The sequence below is a fragment of the Vibrio sp. RC2502 genome (assembly GCF_054850435.1).
Map to the genome: position 1 here is coordinate 390,707 of NZ_CM141453.1, position 13,904 is coordinate 404,610.

The 13,904-nt window shown below is 46.2% G+C and carries 14 protein-coding genes; 7 read left to right on the forward strand and 7 right to left on the reverse strand.

The window, feature by feature from the left end; translation table 11 throughout:
- Positions 1-107 precede the first annotated feature (107 nt).
- The 4 genes from rpoD to rpsU all read right to left on the reverse strand — a co-directional run bounded on the left by rpoD (position 108) and on the right by rpsU (position 4,666).
- The gene (rpoD, locus tag ACYJZR_RS01890) at positions 108-1,970 is read right to left on the reverse strand and encodes an RNA polymerase sigma factor RpoD (RefSeq protein WP_005453778.1); all 1,863 of its coding nucleotides are present in this window, start codon (positions 1,968-1,970) and stop codon (positions 108-110) included.
- 99 nt (positions 1,971-2,069) lie between these two features.
- Positions 2,070-3,830 carry a DNA primase gene (dnaG, locus tag ACYJZR_RS01895; protein ID WP_406966379.1) on the reverse strand — a complete coding sequence of 587 codons (1,761 nt, stop codon included), beginning with the start codon at positions 3,828-3,830 and terminating at the stop codon, positions 2,070-2,072.
- 148 nt (positions 3,831-3,978) lie between these two features.
- Complete coding sequence (locus ACYJZR_RS01900) at positions 3,979-4,422, reverse strand: GatB/YqeY domain-containing protein (protein ID WP_005453780.1); 444 nt, start codon at positions 4,420-4,422, stop codon at positions 3,979-3,981.
- A 28-nt stretch (positions 4,423-4,450) separates the two neighbouring features.
- Positions 4,451-4,666 (reverse strand): 30S ribosomal protein S21, encoded by a 216-nt coding sequence (gene rpsU / locus ACYJZR_RS01905; RefSeq protein ID WP_001145625.1) that lies wholly within the window; start codon positions 4,664-4,666, stop codon positions 4,451-4,453.
- A gap of 230 nt (positions 4,667-4,896) precedes the next feature.
- On the opposite strand from rpsU, the gene tsaD reads away from it, so the two are divergent.
- A complete protein-coding gene (gene tsaD, locus ACYJZR_RS01910; protein WP_011105657.1) occupies positions 4,897-5,913 on the forward strand; it encodes a tRNA (adenosine(37)-N6)-threonylcarbamoyltransferase complex transferase subunit TsaD in 1,017 nt (338 codons plus the stop codon).
- A gap of 157 nt (positions 5,914-6,070) precedes the next feature.
- Positions 6,071-6,886, forward strand: a complete 816-nt coding sequence (locus ACYJZR_RS01915; protein WP_406966378.1) for an alpha/beta fold hydrolase — start codon at positions 6,071-6,073, stop codon at positions 6,884-6,886.
- A 21-nt stretch (positions 6,887-6,907) separates the two neighbouring features.
- Here the strand turns inward: ACYJZR_RS01915 and plsY are convergent, their stop codons facing one another.
- Positions 6,908-7,519 (reverse strand): glycerol-3-phosphate 1-O-acyltransferase PlsY, encoded by a 612-nt coding sequence (plsY, locus tag ACYJZR_RS01920; RefSeq protein WP_005479185.1) that lies wholly within the window; start codon positions 7,517-7,519, stop codon positions 6,908-6,910.
- Positions 7,520-7,767: 248 nt separating this feature from the next.
- Between plsY and folB the strand changes: the two genes are divergently transcribed.
- Genes folB through ACYJZR_RS01935 form a run of 3 tightly spaced genes read left to right on the forward strand, consistent with a single transcriptional unit; the run spans position 7,768 to position 9,425 of the window.
- Complete coding sequence (gene folB / locus ACYJZR_RS01925; protein WP_005465889.1) at positions 7,768-8,127, forward strand: bifunctional dihydroneopterin aldolase/7,8-dihydroneopterin epimerase; 360 nt, start codon at positions 7,768-7,770, stop codon at positions 8,125-8,127.
- Positions 8,124-8,606: a 2-amino-4-hydroxy-6-hydroxymethyldihydropteridine diphosphokinase gene (folK, locus tag ACYJZR_RS01930; protein WP_023584970.1), complete on the forward strand. Its 483-nt coding sequence runs from the start codon at positions 8,124-8,126 to the stop codon at positions 8,604-8,606. The genes folB and folK overlap by 4 nt, the downstream gene beginning before the upstream one ends.
- A gap of 15 nt (positions 8,607-8,621) precedes the next feature.
- Positions 8,622-9,425: an undecaprenyl-diphosphate phosphatase gene (locus tag ACYJZR_RS01935; protein ID WP_005497040.1), complete on the forward strand. Its 804-nt coding sequence runs from the start codon at positions 8,622-8,624 to the stop codon at positions 9,423-9,425.
- A 52-nt stretch (positions 9,426-9,477) separates the two neighbouring features.
- Here the strand turns inward: ACYJZR_RS01935 and ACYJZR_RS01940 are convergent, their stop codons facing one another.
- On the reverse strand, positions 9,478-10,698 hold the full coding sequence (locus ACYJZR_RS01940; protein WP_274015825.1) for a multifunctional CCA addition/repair protein: 1,221 nt from the start codon (positions 10,696-10,698) through the stop codon (positions 9,478-9,480).
- A 138-nt stretch (positions 10,699-10,836) separates the two neighbouring features.
- Between ACYJZR_RS01940 and ACYJZR_RS01945 the strand changes: the two genes are divergently transcribed.
- Both ACYJZR_RS01945 and ACYJZR_RS01950 read left to right on the forward strand, forming a co-directional pair.
- The gene (locus ACYJZR_RS01945) at positions 10,837-12,456 is read left to right on the forward strand and encodes an ExeA family protein (RefSeq protein WP_021487208.1); all 1,620 of its coding nucleotides are present in this window, start codon (positions 10,837-10,839) and stop codon (positions 12,454-12,456) included.
- Positions 12,456-13,139 carry a general secretion pathway protein GspB gene (locus ACYJZR_RS01950; RefSeq protein WP_021450183.1) on the forward strand — a complete coding sequence of 228 codons (684 nt, stop codon included), beginning with the start codon at positions 12,456-12,458 and terminating at the stop codon, positions 13,137-13,139. The genes ACYJZR_RS01945 and ACYJZR_RS01950 overlap by 1 nt, the downstream gene beginning before the upstream one ends.
- A gap of 93 nt (positions 13,140-13,232) precedes the next feature.
- On the opposite strand, the gene ACYJZR_RS01955 is transcribed toward ACYJZR_RS01950, so the two are convergent.
- Positions 13,233-13,844, reverse strand: a complete 612-nt coding sequence (locus tag ACYJZR_RS01955; RefSeq protein WP_005455434.1) for a TIGR04211 family SH3 domain-containing protein — start codon at positions 13,842-13,844, stop codon at positions 13,233-13,235.
- Positions 13,845-13,904: the final 60 nt, after the last annotated feature.

Sequence of the window (13,904 nt, forward strand, 5' to 3'; positions counted from 1 at the left end):
AAGGTGTCTAGATAGCAACTAGGGCAATTGCGCTTAGTTTTTATCCACTTAGAACCAGTGATAATAAAAAAGGTGACCTAAGGTCACCTTTTTTGTCCAACGCTTTATTATTCGTCGAGGAAGCTGCGCAGAGTTTCTGAGCGGCTAGGGTGACGAAGTTTACGTAGAGCTTTTGCTTCGATCTGACGAATACGTTCACGAGTAACGTCGAACTGTTTACCAACTTCTTCTAGAGTGTGGTCAGTGTTCATGTCGATACCAAAGCGCATACGAAGTACTTTCGCTTCACGTGGCGTTAGGCCTGCAAGTACATCTTTTGTAGCCATTTTCAGGCTTGTTGCTGTTGCAGAGTCTAGCGGTAGTTCTAGCGTTGTATCTTCGATGAAATCACCTAGATGCGAATCTTCGTCGTCACCGATTGGTGTCTCCATTGAGATTGGCTCTTTAGCGATCTTCAGTACTTTACGGATCTTGTCTTCTGGCATTTGCATACGCTCTGCCAGTTCTTCCGGTAGCGGCTCACGGCCCATCTCTTGTAGCATTTGACGAGAGATACGGTTTAGCTTGTTGATCGTTTCGATCATATGTACCGGGATACGAATCGTACGTGCTTGGTCCGCGATTGAACGAGTGATTGCCTGACGGATCCACCACGTTGCGTAAGTCGAGAACTTGTAACCACGACGGTATTCAAACTTATCTACCGCTTTCATCAGACCGATGTTACCTTCTTGGATTAGATCCAAGAATTGTAGGCCACGGTTGGTGTATTTCTTCGCGATAGAAATTACAAGACGTAAGTTCGCTTCAACCATCTCTTTCTTCGCACGGCGTGCTTTCGCTTCACCGATAGACATGCGACGGCTGATGTCTTTAATGTTTTGTACGTTTAGAGATGTCTCTTCTTCAATCATTTTTAACTTAGCGATTGAACGACGGATCTCTTCTTCGTTACGTTTGATTTTCTCAGCGTATGGCTTGTCAGATGCTAGGATCTCGTCTAGCCATGCATCACTTGATTCGTTACCAGTGAATAGGGCAATAAACGATTTCTTCGGCATTTTGCCGTATTCAACCACAGACTTCATGATCAAACGTTCTTGAGTACGAACGCGATCCATTGCTGTGCGAAGTTCGTTCACTAGGTGGTCGAACTGTTTTGGTGTTAGACGGAATTCTTTGAATACGTCTAGCATCATTTCGTTAGCAACGGTTGCTTTCGGGCTGTCGTAGCCGTACTCATTGATCGCTAGCTGAAGATTTTGGTATGTGCTGCGTAGCTGGTTGAATTTCTCAAGCGCTAGCTCTGGGTCAATACCTACATCTTCTTCTGAATCATCTGAATCGTCATCGCTTTCTTCATCATCTTCTAGGTCTTCTTCGTCTTCCTCTTCTAATTGAGTTTCAGACAGTTCAGAACCGATGTGAGTCGCGGTTGGCGCTGCTGTATCGTCAGCGTCAGGATCTACAAAACCAGAGATTAAATCAGTCAGACGAAGTTCTTCTGCCTGAACCTTATCAAATTGCTCTAGGATGTAAGGAATAGTGCCAGGGTATTCAGCAACAGACGATTGAACTTGGTTAATACCTTCTTCAATGCGTTTTGCGATGTCGATTTCGCCTTCGCGAGTCAGCAGCTCTACAGTACCCATTTCACGCATGTACATGCGAACTGGGTCTGTTGTACGACCAATTTCACTTTCTACGCTAGAAAGTGCTGCTGCTGCAGCTTCAGCTGCATCTTCATCGGTAATGTTTGTGTCATCGTTCAGTGCTAGATCATCAGCATCAGGAGCAGTTTCTACTACCTTGATACCCATGTCGTTGATCATCTGAATGATGTCTTCTACCTGTTCTGAATCTACGATTTCAGCAGGTAGGTGGTCATTTACTTCGGCGTAGGTCAGATAGCCTTGCTCCTTGCCTTTAATAACAAGTAACTTTAGCTGTGACTGCGGATTTTGATCCATAGACGGTATCCAACTTCGTAATCTGGTGAAGGAATCAGTATGCGAAATGCAAACCACTTACTATAACAAATTAAATTGTTGCTGACTAATTAAACAGGGTTACGCTTTTAAATCTAGCATAAGTGCTAGCAGCTCCCTTTTCTCTTCGGCTGATAAACCGACACTTCTTGCTTTGGCCTGCAGGTTTTCAATTTGCTTTTCTACGCACTGGGCAATAATTTTATCCAGTGAGTCTAAAAATATTTCTTCTTGGTTGTCTTCGTCGAGCGGAATATCCCAGCTCGCAAGACGAGACAGAAGTGCCTCATTCTGGCTGTTGCGCCAGTGCTCTAATAATTGGCCTGTGTTGATATGGGGATGCGCCTGGCATTTATCAAGTACATCTGCAAATAAACTTAGGCCTGGTATGGATAAGTCTCTCACTGAGGAAAGGTCCGGTACCATTTGAGCATAGCTCGGATTTTGAATAAGTAGAGCAATAACCTCACGCATAGGAGTTCGTTTGATCTCTTTGTGCGGTTGAGGTCGAGTTTCACTTATCTTTTTACGAGGCTGACGTAGGCGGTTATCAAACCCCGTGCGCTCATCCAATAGTTTTTCGAGCAACTCCTGAAAGTATGGGTCAGGAATCTTGTCAATCAAGGCGCTAGCGTATGCTCTCAACGCAGACTTACCTTCGTTGTTACCCAAATTAATTTGGTGTAACTCAATCAAGTTGTCAAAAAGGTAGCTCGATAGTGGTGTCGCTTGTTCTATTTGTTGCTCGAACGCGGCTTTGCCGTATTTACGAACGTAGCTGTCTGGGTCTTCCCCATCAGGTAAGAATAAGAACTTCAATGTGTTCCCGGTTTTGAGGAATTGAAGTGCGTTTTCTAACGCTCGCCATGCCGCTTCTTTACCTGCTCGGTCGCCATCGTAACAACACACAACGGTATTGGTTTGGCGGAACAACATTTGAATATGATCGCCCGTTGTCGAAGTGCCTAGCGAAGCGACGGAATAATCTACGCCGTACTGAGCCAGAGCGACAACGTCCATATAGCCTTCAACCACCAAAATTTGTGCTGGTTCACGATGCGCTTGTAACACTTCGTACAGGCCATAAAGCTCTTTGCCTTTATGGAATATTGGCGTTTCCGGTGAGTTGAGATATTTTGGCGTACCTTCACCAAGTACTCGACCACCAAAGCCAATTACTCGACCACGACGGTCACGAATTGGAAACATAATACGACCACGAAAGCGGTCATAACGGTTGCCTTTGTCGTTTTCAATCAGCATGCCACCAGTGACAAGCATGTCTTGATTGTCTTTATTCTGGCCGAAGTTTTTACGGACTAAATCCCATTCGTCAGCCACATAACCAATGCCAAATTTCTGAACGATTTCACCAGATAGACCACGGTCTTTTAGGTATTCAATCGCGACCTTGCTCGAAGGTTGTTTGAGTTGGTTACGGTAAAACTGGGCAATGCTACTCATTAAATCGTATAGGCTGCGTTTTTCACTGCTGCTTGCTTGCGGTCCAGAATTGAACTGCCCACCGCCACCACTACGTTGTTCGCGAGGAACGTCCAAACCTAGATAAGAGGCAAGTTCTTCAATCGCTTCAACGAACTCTAGGCGTTCAAACTCCATCATAAAGTCGATGGCGTTGCCATGTGCACCACAGCCAAAACAGTGATAGAACTGCTTCTCTTGGCTCACGCTGAATGACGGTGTTTTCTCGTTGTGAAATGGGCAACAAGCACCGTAGTTTTTGCCTTTTTTCTTAAGTTTCACGCGTGCGTCGATAATATCGACAATATCAAGCCGAGCTAGAAGGTCATCAATAAAACTGCGAGGGATGTGTCCAGCCATAAAACCTAACAAAAAAGAAAAATCATGATTGGTGTGAATGGGTTATAGAGAAAAGCATGTGCGAGACTTTGTTTTATTCCATTCTGCCAGATACAAACAAGCCGTGCGTTCCAAAGGATAGCACGGCTTGCTGCAATTGGGTGGGGTGTTAAGCCAATTTAGCGCGAACTAAACCGCTTACTTTACCCATATCTGCACGCCCTTGAATTTGTGGTTTCAGAACGCCCATTACTTTGCCCATGTCTTGCATGCCAGCTGCACCAGATTCTGCAATTGCTTTCTCGATAAGAGCAGCAACTTCTTCTTCTGTCAGTGGTTGAGGCATAAATTCCTCAAGAACTGTAATTTCTGCTTGTTCCACATCAGCAAGATCTTGACGACCAGCTGCTTCGTACTGCGTAACAGAGTCGCGACGCTGCTTAACCATTTTAGTCAACACAGCAAGAATGTCGTCATCGTTCAGAGTGATCTGCTCGTCAACTTCACGTTGCTTGATTGCTGCTAAGGCTAAACGAATAGTACCAAGGCGCAATTTGTCCTTGGCTTTCATCGCTAATTTTTGCTCTTCTTTGAGTTGATCAATGAGAGCCATAACTAAATTCCTTTTGGGAGCTCAGTTATTAGTACAGGCGAACGCGACGAGCGTTTTCGCGAGCTAGCTTCTTAGCGTGACGCTTTTGAGCTGCTGCTTTAGCGCGTTTGCGAACTGTAGTTGGTTTTTCGTAGTGCTCACGACGACGCACTTCAGAAAGGATACCTGCTTTTTCGCAAGAGCGCTTGAAACGACGTAGAGCAACGTCGAACGGTTCGTTTTCACGTACTTTAACTACTGGCATATGCCTTTCACCTCAGGGGTTATTCGTTAACGCTGGCATTCAACAGACCAAATCATAATTGTTTGGTCACTTACCAGCTTGATCAAAAATGGTGCGGAATTTTAATCCGATCACAACGGCTTTGTAAAGCCTTTTGTCGTTTATTGTCTGTACAAAATTTGTTTGAAGCACCAAGGCGAGGTAATATGACGCCCAAATTTCCTCTATACAGAAAGCATACTGAGAAAACCATGCGCATTATTGGTATCGAAACCTCTTGTGACGAGACAGGAATCGCGATTTACGACGATGAAAAAGGCCTGTTGGCGCACAAGCTTTACAGCCAAGTAAAACTTCACGCGGATTACGGCGGCGTGGTGCCAGAGTTGGCTTCACGTGACCATGTAAAGAAAACCATTCCTCTTATTAAAGAGGCACTAAAAGAAGCAAACTTAACATCCCAAGACATCGACGGCGTGGCTTACACGGCCGGTCCTGGTTTGGTTGGTGCTTTGCTAGTGGGTGCAACCATCGGTCGCAGTATTGCTTACGCATGGGGTGTGCCTGCTGTTCCTGTTCATCACATGGAAGGTCATTTACTTGCGCCAATGCTAGAAGACAACCCACCACCATTCCCATTTGTGGCGGTGTTGGTTTCTGGCGGTCACTCGATGATGGTGGAAGTAAAAGGCATTGGTGAATACAAGATTCTAGGCGAATCCATTGATGATGCAGCCGGTGAAGCATTTGATAAGACGGCTAAGCTGATGGGGCTAGATTACCCAGGCGGTCCTCTGTTATCTAAGCTAGCAGAGAAAGGTACTCCGGGTCGCTTTAAGTTCCCACGACCAATGACCAATGTGCCGGGTTTGGATATGAGTTTCTCGGGTTTGAAAACCTTCACGGCAAACACGATTGCAGCGAATGGCGATGACGAGCAGACTCGTGCTGATATTGCATACGCTTTTGAAGAAGCCGTTTGTGCAACGTTGGCAATTAAATGTAAGCGTGCATTAGAGCAAACCGGTATGAAGCGCATCGTTATTGCTGGTGGTGTAAGTGCGAATCGTCGCTTGCGTGCAGAGCTTGAGAAGCTTGCGAAGAAAATCGGTGGTGAAGTGTATTACCCACGTACCGAGTTTTGTACTGACAACGGTGCAATGATTGCGTATGCGGGTATGCAACGTTTGAAGAACGGTGAAGTCGCAGATATGTCGGTGGAAGCGCGTCCGCGCTGGCCAATTGACCAGCTAACGCCAATCGCGTAATCAAACCTTGTATATTGACTGGCCTCTATTTATAGAGGCCTTTGTTTTTGTGGTTTATTTCCCTAAGAAAAAGGCGCGAGATTTCCAGACTGATGTGAGCAGTTTTCTTTGTGTTCAGTGATAGGATGGCGCGGAAGAATAATAAATGGATATAACAATGAAGAAGTTTGAAATTGAAGGTCAGCAACTTGCTTACCTAGACAAAGGCGAAGGGCCTGTGCTGCTGTTTGGACATAGCTATTTGTGGGATTGCCAAATGTGGGCGCCTCAAATTGAAGTTTTGAGTCAGTCCTATCGTTGTATTGTGCCTGACTTATGGGCGCATGGTGAATCGGACGCCGCTCCTGCTTCGACCACGTCTTTAGTTGATTATGCCCAACACATGCTGGCGCTAATGGATCATTTGGAAATCGACAAATTTTCCATTGTTGGCTTATCTGTTGGCGGCATGTGGGGCGCGGAACTGACCGCTCAAGCCCCGCAACGAGTGAAGTCATTGGTGTTGATGGATACCTTTATTGGTTGGGAACCAGAAGTGACGCATAAAAAATACTTTGCGATGCTAGATACCATCAGCCAAGTTCAAGGTGTTCCTGAGCCTATTATCGAAGCAGTTGCACCACTGTTCTTTGCGAATAACGCGGATCAAGTTCACCCAGAATTGGTTGCTTCATTTAAACAAAGCCTTGAATTGCTAACAGGTGAGCGAGCTGTAGAAATTGCTCGTATCGGTCGCATGGTGTTTGGGCGACGTGATGTGATTGAAGATGCAGAAAAATTCGCACTGCCAACATTGATCGCAGTTGGTCGAGAAGATAAGCCGCGTCCGGTATTTGAATCTTACCTAATGAATGACTGCATTACGGGCAGTGAGTTGGTGGAGATTCCAGATGCGGGTCATATCAGTTCGCTTGAACAGCCCGAGTTTGTGAATCAGATGCTGTTGAACTTCCTAAACAAAGTTCACGCTTAAAATCCATTTAAAAACTCGGCGTTATGCCGAGTTTTTTTCTGTCAGTTTCTTTTCACCAATTTTAGGCTCTTCACCCGAAAGTAAACGGCGAATGTTTTGATGATGTTTAAACACGATTAGACAACACAACATGGCAACGGGCAGGGTGTATTGCGGTTTGAACATCCAAGTATAAAACGGTGTGACTAACACAGTGACGAGTGCGGCAAGGGAAGAGTAGCGAAACAGGACGGCAACCGAGAGCCAAGTCAGCATAACTAGGCCTGTGAGGTCTAAGCCAATTGGAGCAATGGCACCAAGCGCGGTAGCGACGCCTTTACCCCCTTTAAAGTGGAAGAAAATTGGGTACATGTGACCAAGGCACGCCGCGATAGCAATAACGCCAAGAATGATAGGATCGATACCAAGAAAGTACCCCCCCCAAACTGGAATCGTCCCTTTGAGCATATCGCACAACAACACCGATACGGCCGCGCCTTTTCCGCCAATGCGCAATACATTGGTCGCGCCTGGATTGTTTGAGCCAACGTTACGAGGGTCTGGCAGTTTTAACAGGCGACAAATCAACACCGCACTGGAAACAGAACCCAGTAAGTAGGCGGCCATTGTCATTATTAGTGCCAGTGCGTCCATAGAAGTCCTTGATGGATTGGAAATTAATGCTCAGTTCCCGCGTAGTTGGTATCATAGCCTGATTCAGCGGTGAGCTGAAATACTCTCTGCGATAGAGCTTGCATTATGTGAGTTCTTGTATATAAAGATGCAGCGCAGTTTATACCTAAGTAACATTTCGATGACCTAGCCAAAGGTTACTTAGGTATAGAATATTACGATCAAATTACCCCTGACGGGTATCCGACCTCTGTAAAGAAGGACATAAGATGGCTCTGGATAAAGTATTTATTGAACAGTTAGAAGTAATCACCACGATTGGCGTGTATGACTGGGAACAACAAATTAAACAAAAGTTGGTTCTGGATATTGAAATGGCGCACGACAACAAGCCTGCGGGTAAAAGTGATGATGTTCAAGATGCCTTAGATTACTCACAGGTGAGTGAAGCAGTATTAAATCATATTGAAAATGGTCGCTTCTTGTTGGTAGAGCGCGTGGCGGAAGAAGTTGCAGAACTTATCATGCAACGCTTCAGCGTCCCTTGGGTGAAGATTCGTTTAGCGAAACCGGGCGCCGTTCCTCAGGCACGATCTGTTGGGGTTGTGATTGAACGAGGCCAAGCATGATCACCACTTATATCGGTGTGGGGACAAACATAGACAGAGAGCAACACGCTAAGGTTGCCTATCTCGAGTTGCAGAAGCTCGGCGAAGATCTCCTCGTCTCACCGATATACGAATGTGAACCTATCGGCTTTAGTAGCCAAAACTTCTACAACTTTGTGATTGTGATGCGCACAAAGTTGTCACTCGAAGAGTTGAGTCACCACTTACGTGAGATTGAATATAAGTGGGGGCGTGAGGAAAATGCGCAAAAGTATCAGGATCGAACACTGGATCTCGATATAGTGCTCTTCGGTGAGTGCATCTCGACACAAAAACCGGAGCTACCTCGCAGTGATATCTACAAATATCCTTTTGTCACAAAGCCCTTGTATGATCTCGAACCTCATTTAGTGATCCCCGGCGATGGACGCACTGTAGCCGACATTTGGCATGCTATGCAGCCCGTTGATTCACTCAAACCAGTTTCTTTTTCACTTTAAATTTGAGTTGTTTACATGAGTTATTTTGAAGCCTTTATTTTGGCTCTGATTCAGGGTCTGACAGAGTTTTTGCCCATTTCCAGCTCTGCGCACTTGATCCTACCCTCTGCTATTTTCGGCTGGGCCGACCAAGGTCTAGCGTTTGATGTGGCAGTACACGTCGGCACATTGATGGCGGTTGTAATTTATTTCCGCCACGAAGTGATCACTTTATTCCAAGCATTGTTTGCTTCGATCTTCAAAGGTGACCGCAGTAAAGAAGCAAAACTGGCATGGATGATCGTGATCGCGACGATTCCGGCGTGTGTGTTCGGTTTGCTGATGAAAGACGTTATCGAAGTCTACCTGCGCAGTGCCTATGTGATTGCGACAACCACCATCGTATTCGGTTTGTTGCTTTGGTGGGTGGATAAGAATGCCAAGCTTGTTGCCGATGAGTACCAAACTGGCTGGAAGAAAGCGGTGTTTATTGGTATTGCTCAAGCACTTGCGATGATCCCTGGGACTTCACGTTCTGGCGCAACGATCACTGCCGCTCTATATTTGGGCTTCACCCGTGAAGCGGCAGCGCGTTTTTCATTTTTGATGTCGATTCCTATCATCACATTAGCTGGTAGCTACTTGGGTATGAAGCTGGTTACCAGCGGTGAGCCTGTGCACGTAGGCTTTTTGCTGACTGGTATTCTGACTTCATTTATTAGCGCATACATCTGTATCCACTTCTTCTTGAAGATGATTTCACGCATGGGCATGACGCCATTCGTGATTTACCGTCTGATTCTAGGTGTGGGCCTATTTGCATTCTTGCTTAGTGCTTAATCATTGAAAACAAAAACGCCCGCTCAATTGAGCGGGCGTTTTTATTTTGGCGTTACTTATTTAAAGCGACTTTGACCGCTTCAATACGTCGTTTTTCTTGTTCATCACGAATAGTTGGACCTTTGAAGCCATCCTGAATGATGGCTTGCACATCTACTGATGCCGCTGCTTGATAGGCCAGCATAAAAATATCCGCTTGTGGATACGGTTGGTCTTCTAAACCTTTGCGGCCTGCATGATCCGCTTGGCAGCAAATTAGAATGTCTTTTAAGCGCTCCGACTTGCGCCATACATCAAACTTGTTCAGGATTTTGATGATGGTTTGCGGCTTTAACTCAGCGGCGCGATGAATGTTGGAGTGTTGCTCGCAGACCATGAGCGCTAAATCTTTAAATTCATTCGGTACACGTACACGTTCGCACAGTTTTTTAATTAGCTTTAAACCGGTATGACAATGCATTTTATGGCTAGGCCATTCGCTCTCTGGTGTCACGCCTTTCCCTAAGTCATGCACCTGTGCGGCAAATCTAACAGGGAGTGACGTGCTCAGCTTTGCGGCTTGCTCTGCTACCATCAACATATGGATACCCGTATCGATCTCTGGGTGCCATTTTTCAGGTTGAGGTACCCCAAACAACGCATCGATTTCTGGTAGCACGACGGCTAACGCGCCGCAATCTCGCAATACTGATATAAACACATCGGGACGAGGCGTTGAAAGCGATTTATGCCACTCTTGCCACACGCGTTCTGGGGTTAGCGTATTGAGTTCACCTGAGTCTGCCATGTCGCGCATGAGTTGCATGGTTTCTTTTGCTACCGTAAATCCCAGCGAGGCAAGTTTTGCAGCAAAACGTGCGACCCGAAGTACTCTAAGGGGATCTTCCACAAAAGCATCTGATACATGACGCAATATGCGATTATTCAAATCGGCTTGGCCGCCATAAGGATCGTACAGCTGGCCGCTATCATCCATCGCCATGGCGTTAATGGTTAAATCACGGCGAATCAAATCCTCTTCTAGCGTTACGCTTGGATCGAAGAAACAGTCAAAACCCGTGTAACCTGAGCCTGATTTTCTTTCGGTTCGTGCAAGTGCGTGTTCTTCTTTATTTTTAGGATGAAGAAAAACAGGAAAGTCTTTTCCGACGGCAGTGTATCCTTGAGCAAGCATCATTTCTGGTGTGGCTCCGACTACCACCCAATCGTTGTCATAACTGTCAATGCCGAGCAATTGATCTCGAACTGCGCCACCTACTAAATAAACTTGCACGAATTACCTCTGAATTTATGGATATGACGTTGGACATTGTAGCAAGCAATGGTACTTTTCTTTACTCCCAAGAACAGATGCAACTATGTTTACATCATATTTGATTCTTTTGGGATGGGTTTTTAGCTGGAGATCCTAATGTATAAGGACTTTTTTGGGTTTGTTGAGCAGCCGTTTTCGATTGTTCCCAACTCACGTTATTTGTATTTAAGCCAACGTCATAAAGAAGCGATCACGCACCTCAATGCGGGATTGGGCGACGGCGGTGGTTTTGCCATGCTGACCGGTGAGGTAGGAACAGGCAAAACGACAGTGGCCAAAGCCATGCTCGCGAATTTAGATGAAAGCACCAAAGCGGGGCTGATTCTCAATCCGACTTTTTCGAGCCGAGATCTGCTAGAAGCGATTTGCGATGAATTTAAGATCTCTTATCCGCAGGATGCGACGTTAAAACAGCTAAACCAAGTCATACATCATTATTTGCTGCGTAACCACAAGGTGGGTTGGCAGACGTTGCTCGTCATTGATGAGGCTCAGCATCTTGCTGCCGATGTACTTGAGCAACTGCGCTTGTTAACGAACTTAGAAACCGATACCAGAAAGCTGCTTAAAGTGCTGTTGGTAGGGCAGCCAGAATTGCAACGCTTGTTACAGACTACGCAGTTGCGTCAGCTCGCACAGCGTATCACTGGCCGTTATCATCTGTTACCTCTTGATGAGAAAGAGACTGCGGATTACATCGCGTTTCGTTTGCACACGGCTGGTGGTGATCAGCAACTGTTTCATCGCAGTTCCAGTAAGTTGATTGCGAAGTATAGCCATGGCATTCCGCGTCTCATCAACCTGATTTGTGATAAAGCATTGAATATGAGTTATCACCAGGGCAGTGTCGTTGTCGATAAACAGACGGTGCAACAAGCCTGCGAAGAAGTCATGCAGTTTCAGGCGGACATTTACCAGCAAGATAAACCTCGTCAATCTTTTACATGGCCAGCGTGGGGATCGGCTGCTATTGGTGTAATGGCAGCGGTTGGTGTCGGCTGGGCTGCAATAAATTACATGCCAATGAAGCCAAAGGCTCCGATGTCGGAAGTACCCGTTGCTGCGTCTTCGTCTACTCCTGCTCCTCTTATGGCAAGTGAGCAGCTAACTGATGCGCAGCGCGATATGCTGTTGGCGCAGAAACAATCCAATCTTGCCGTGAATGATCTTTACCGCCTTTGGGGATATCGAGCATCAGTGCGCGATAATCTTTGCTTGTCTGAGCCTCAATCCACCATGCGTTGTGAAAGAAAAATGGCAACGTGGCCCTTGCTGATGCAGCAAAATCGACCGGTTATTTTAGAGCTGAATTATCAAGGCGATGTTGGTTACGTGATTTTGTATGCAGTTGGCAACGACCAAGTAGAAGTGCTCAATGGCAAACAGCGTCTACGTTTACCTGTTTCGTGGCTGAAACCAATGTGGCAGGGCAACATCATTGAATTGTGGCAAGCGCCGCTTAAAGAGACGTTGCGTTTAGATATGGAAGGGCCGGCGATCGAAGTGCTTGACCAATTGCTTGCAAAAGCGGTCAGTGAATCACCACTGGAAACGTCTATTTTTGACGGTGCGTTAAAAGAGCGAGTGGAACTGTTCCAACGTTGGCAAGGCATCGGTGTGGATGGCATTGCGGGTCATCGCACGTTAGAGCGCTTACAACAAAGTGTGCAACCTAATGCGCCAACACTAGCAAGCATTAACAAGGAGGAGGCGTAATGTCAGTCATCAAACATGTTGGACTCTTTCTTGTGCCTATTAGCGTGTCAGCGATTGCGGTTGCGTGGCATTTAGATTTGCTTACGCCAGAGACTCAAGCGGTTACGCCAGAGGTAGTGGTGGCGGAAGCCGTACAACCATTTGAAGTTTTAGATTATCCAGAATCAACGGATCTTGCTCAACTGCCACGAGAATGGCCGAGTGCCGAGTTATCTCGCGACATTGGGACATTCTTGCAACCCTCCGAGTATGCCAACGAGGGTGAGGCTCCAGATCCGACAACGGCTACTCCCGTCACGAGCACAGCATCTACGCATCGTCGTGACGACTTAGGTTTGTCATTGGATGATCTAGACTTGTCTTCCTTGTCTCCAGATCTCGCCAAAAAAGTGGAAAATGCGCTGTCTCAAAACGATGCGCCGACTTCTGCGCCGTCACAGGTGAATGACTTGGAGCGCAATGCGCAGCAGTGGCAAGGACGTCTTCCTGCCCTTAATTTGCAAACGCATATGTATGCCAGTGACGCCAATCGTCGTTGGGTGAAAATCAATAATGTGGAGTATCACCAAGGGGATGTGGTGGATGGACAAGTCACGCTGAAAGAGATTCAGCCGCAGGCTGTCATTGTCGAATTCCAAGGTGAGCAAATCCGAATCCCTGCACTTTACGAATGGGATGGTTAGTGCTCTCGCGTGAAACCATTAGATAAGCAAAAGGCCACATGAATGTGGCCTTTTTCGTATCCGCTATGTGCAAACTGGTAGTTTGCGGGGCAGTTATGCCCAACCTGCAGGTGATTTCTTTCTGCGTGGAATGATATGAGGAAGAATCAAACCAAATAAAAGACCAAGGCCTGCTACACCGCCACCGTAAGTGAAGTACTTAAGCAGCATGTCATCTTTTTGCGTATCCAGCTTGGCGCGAAGTTCACGGTTTTCTGTTTCAACAGAAGTGAGCTGGTCGCTGATCTCAGAGTATTTTTTCTCTAGATCTGTAATTTGTTGGTTACGAGTTTCTAGTGATGTTACTAGACCCGCTTTCTCGGTATCAGAAGTTTGACGAGCATTTGCTAGCTGTTCTTTCACTTCTGACAGCTCTTTCTCAATACGAGGAAGGCGAATTGCCATGCTTTCTTGATTTGTCACAAACTTGCTTTGTACCCAACCAGTGCGGCCGCGGTCATCACGAACTTGCGTGTAGCCTGTATCTTTGTTGGCTTGTAAAAGCTGAACTTTAGAGCCAGCGTTAATGCTGCCAATGATACGGTAAGTATTGTTTGGACCTGAGTGCATGAAAGTGAATAGGTCATCAGAAATATAACGGTTTGCTGCTAGTGCCGCTGGTGCTGCTAGCAAAGTAAACAAAACCGTGATGATTAGTTTTTTCACAGTAAATCCCTTAACGATTTTCTTGGATACAGCGTTGGCACCGAATGATTGGAGCCGGAA

Bases quoted from the DNA above. Each gene is read 5' to 3' on its own strand.
- rpoD (WP_005453778.1), bottom strand. From the start codon at position 1,970: ATGGATCAAAATCCGCAGTCACAGCTAAAGTTACTTGTTATTAAAGGC.
- dnaG (WP_406966379.1), bottom strand. From the start codon at position 3,830: ATGGCTGGACACATCCCTCGCAGTTTTATTGATGACCTTCTAGCTCGG.
- ACYJZR_RS01900 (WP_005453780.1), bottom strand. From the start codon at position 4,422: ATGGCTCTCATTGATCAACTCAAAGAAGAGCAAAAATTAGCGATGAAA.
- rpsU (WP_001145625.1), bottom strand. From the start codon at position 4,666: ATGCCAGTAGTTAAAGTACGTGAAAACGAACCGTTCGACGTTGCTCTA.
- tsaD (WP_011105657.1), top strand. From the start codon at position 4,897: ATGCGCATTATTGGTATCGAAACCTCTTGTGACGAGACAGGAATCGCG.
- ACYJZR_RS01915 (WP_406966378.1), top strand. From the start codon at position 6,071: ATGAAGAAGTTTGAAATTGAAGGTCAGCAACTTGCTTACCTAGACAAA.
- plsY (WP_005479185.1), bottom strand. From the start codon at position 7,519: ATGGACGCACTGGCACTAATAATGACAATGGCCGCCTACTTACTGGGT.
- folB (WP_005465889.1), top strand. From the start codon at position 7,768: ATGGCTCTGGATAAAGTATTTATTGAACAGTTAGAAGTAATCACCACG.
- folK (WP_023584970.1), top strand. From the start codon at position 8,124: ATGATCACCACTTATATCGGTGTGGGGACAAACATAGACAGAGAGCAA.
- ACYJZR_RS01935 (WP_005497040.1), top strand. From the start codon at position 8,622: ATGAGTTATTTTGAAGCCTTTATTTTGGCTCTGATTCAGGGTCTGACA.
- ACYJZR_RS01945 (WP_021487208.1), top strand. From the start codon at position 10,837: ATGTATAAGGACTTTTTTGGGTTTGTTGAGCAGCCGTTTTCGATTGTT.
- ACYJZR_RS01950 (WP_021450183.1), top strand. From the start codon at position 12,456: ATGTCAGTCATCAAACATGTTGGACTCTTTCTTGTGCCTATTAGCGTG.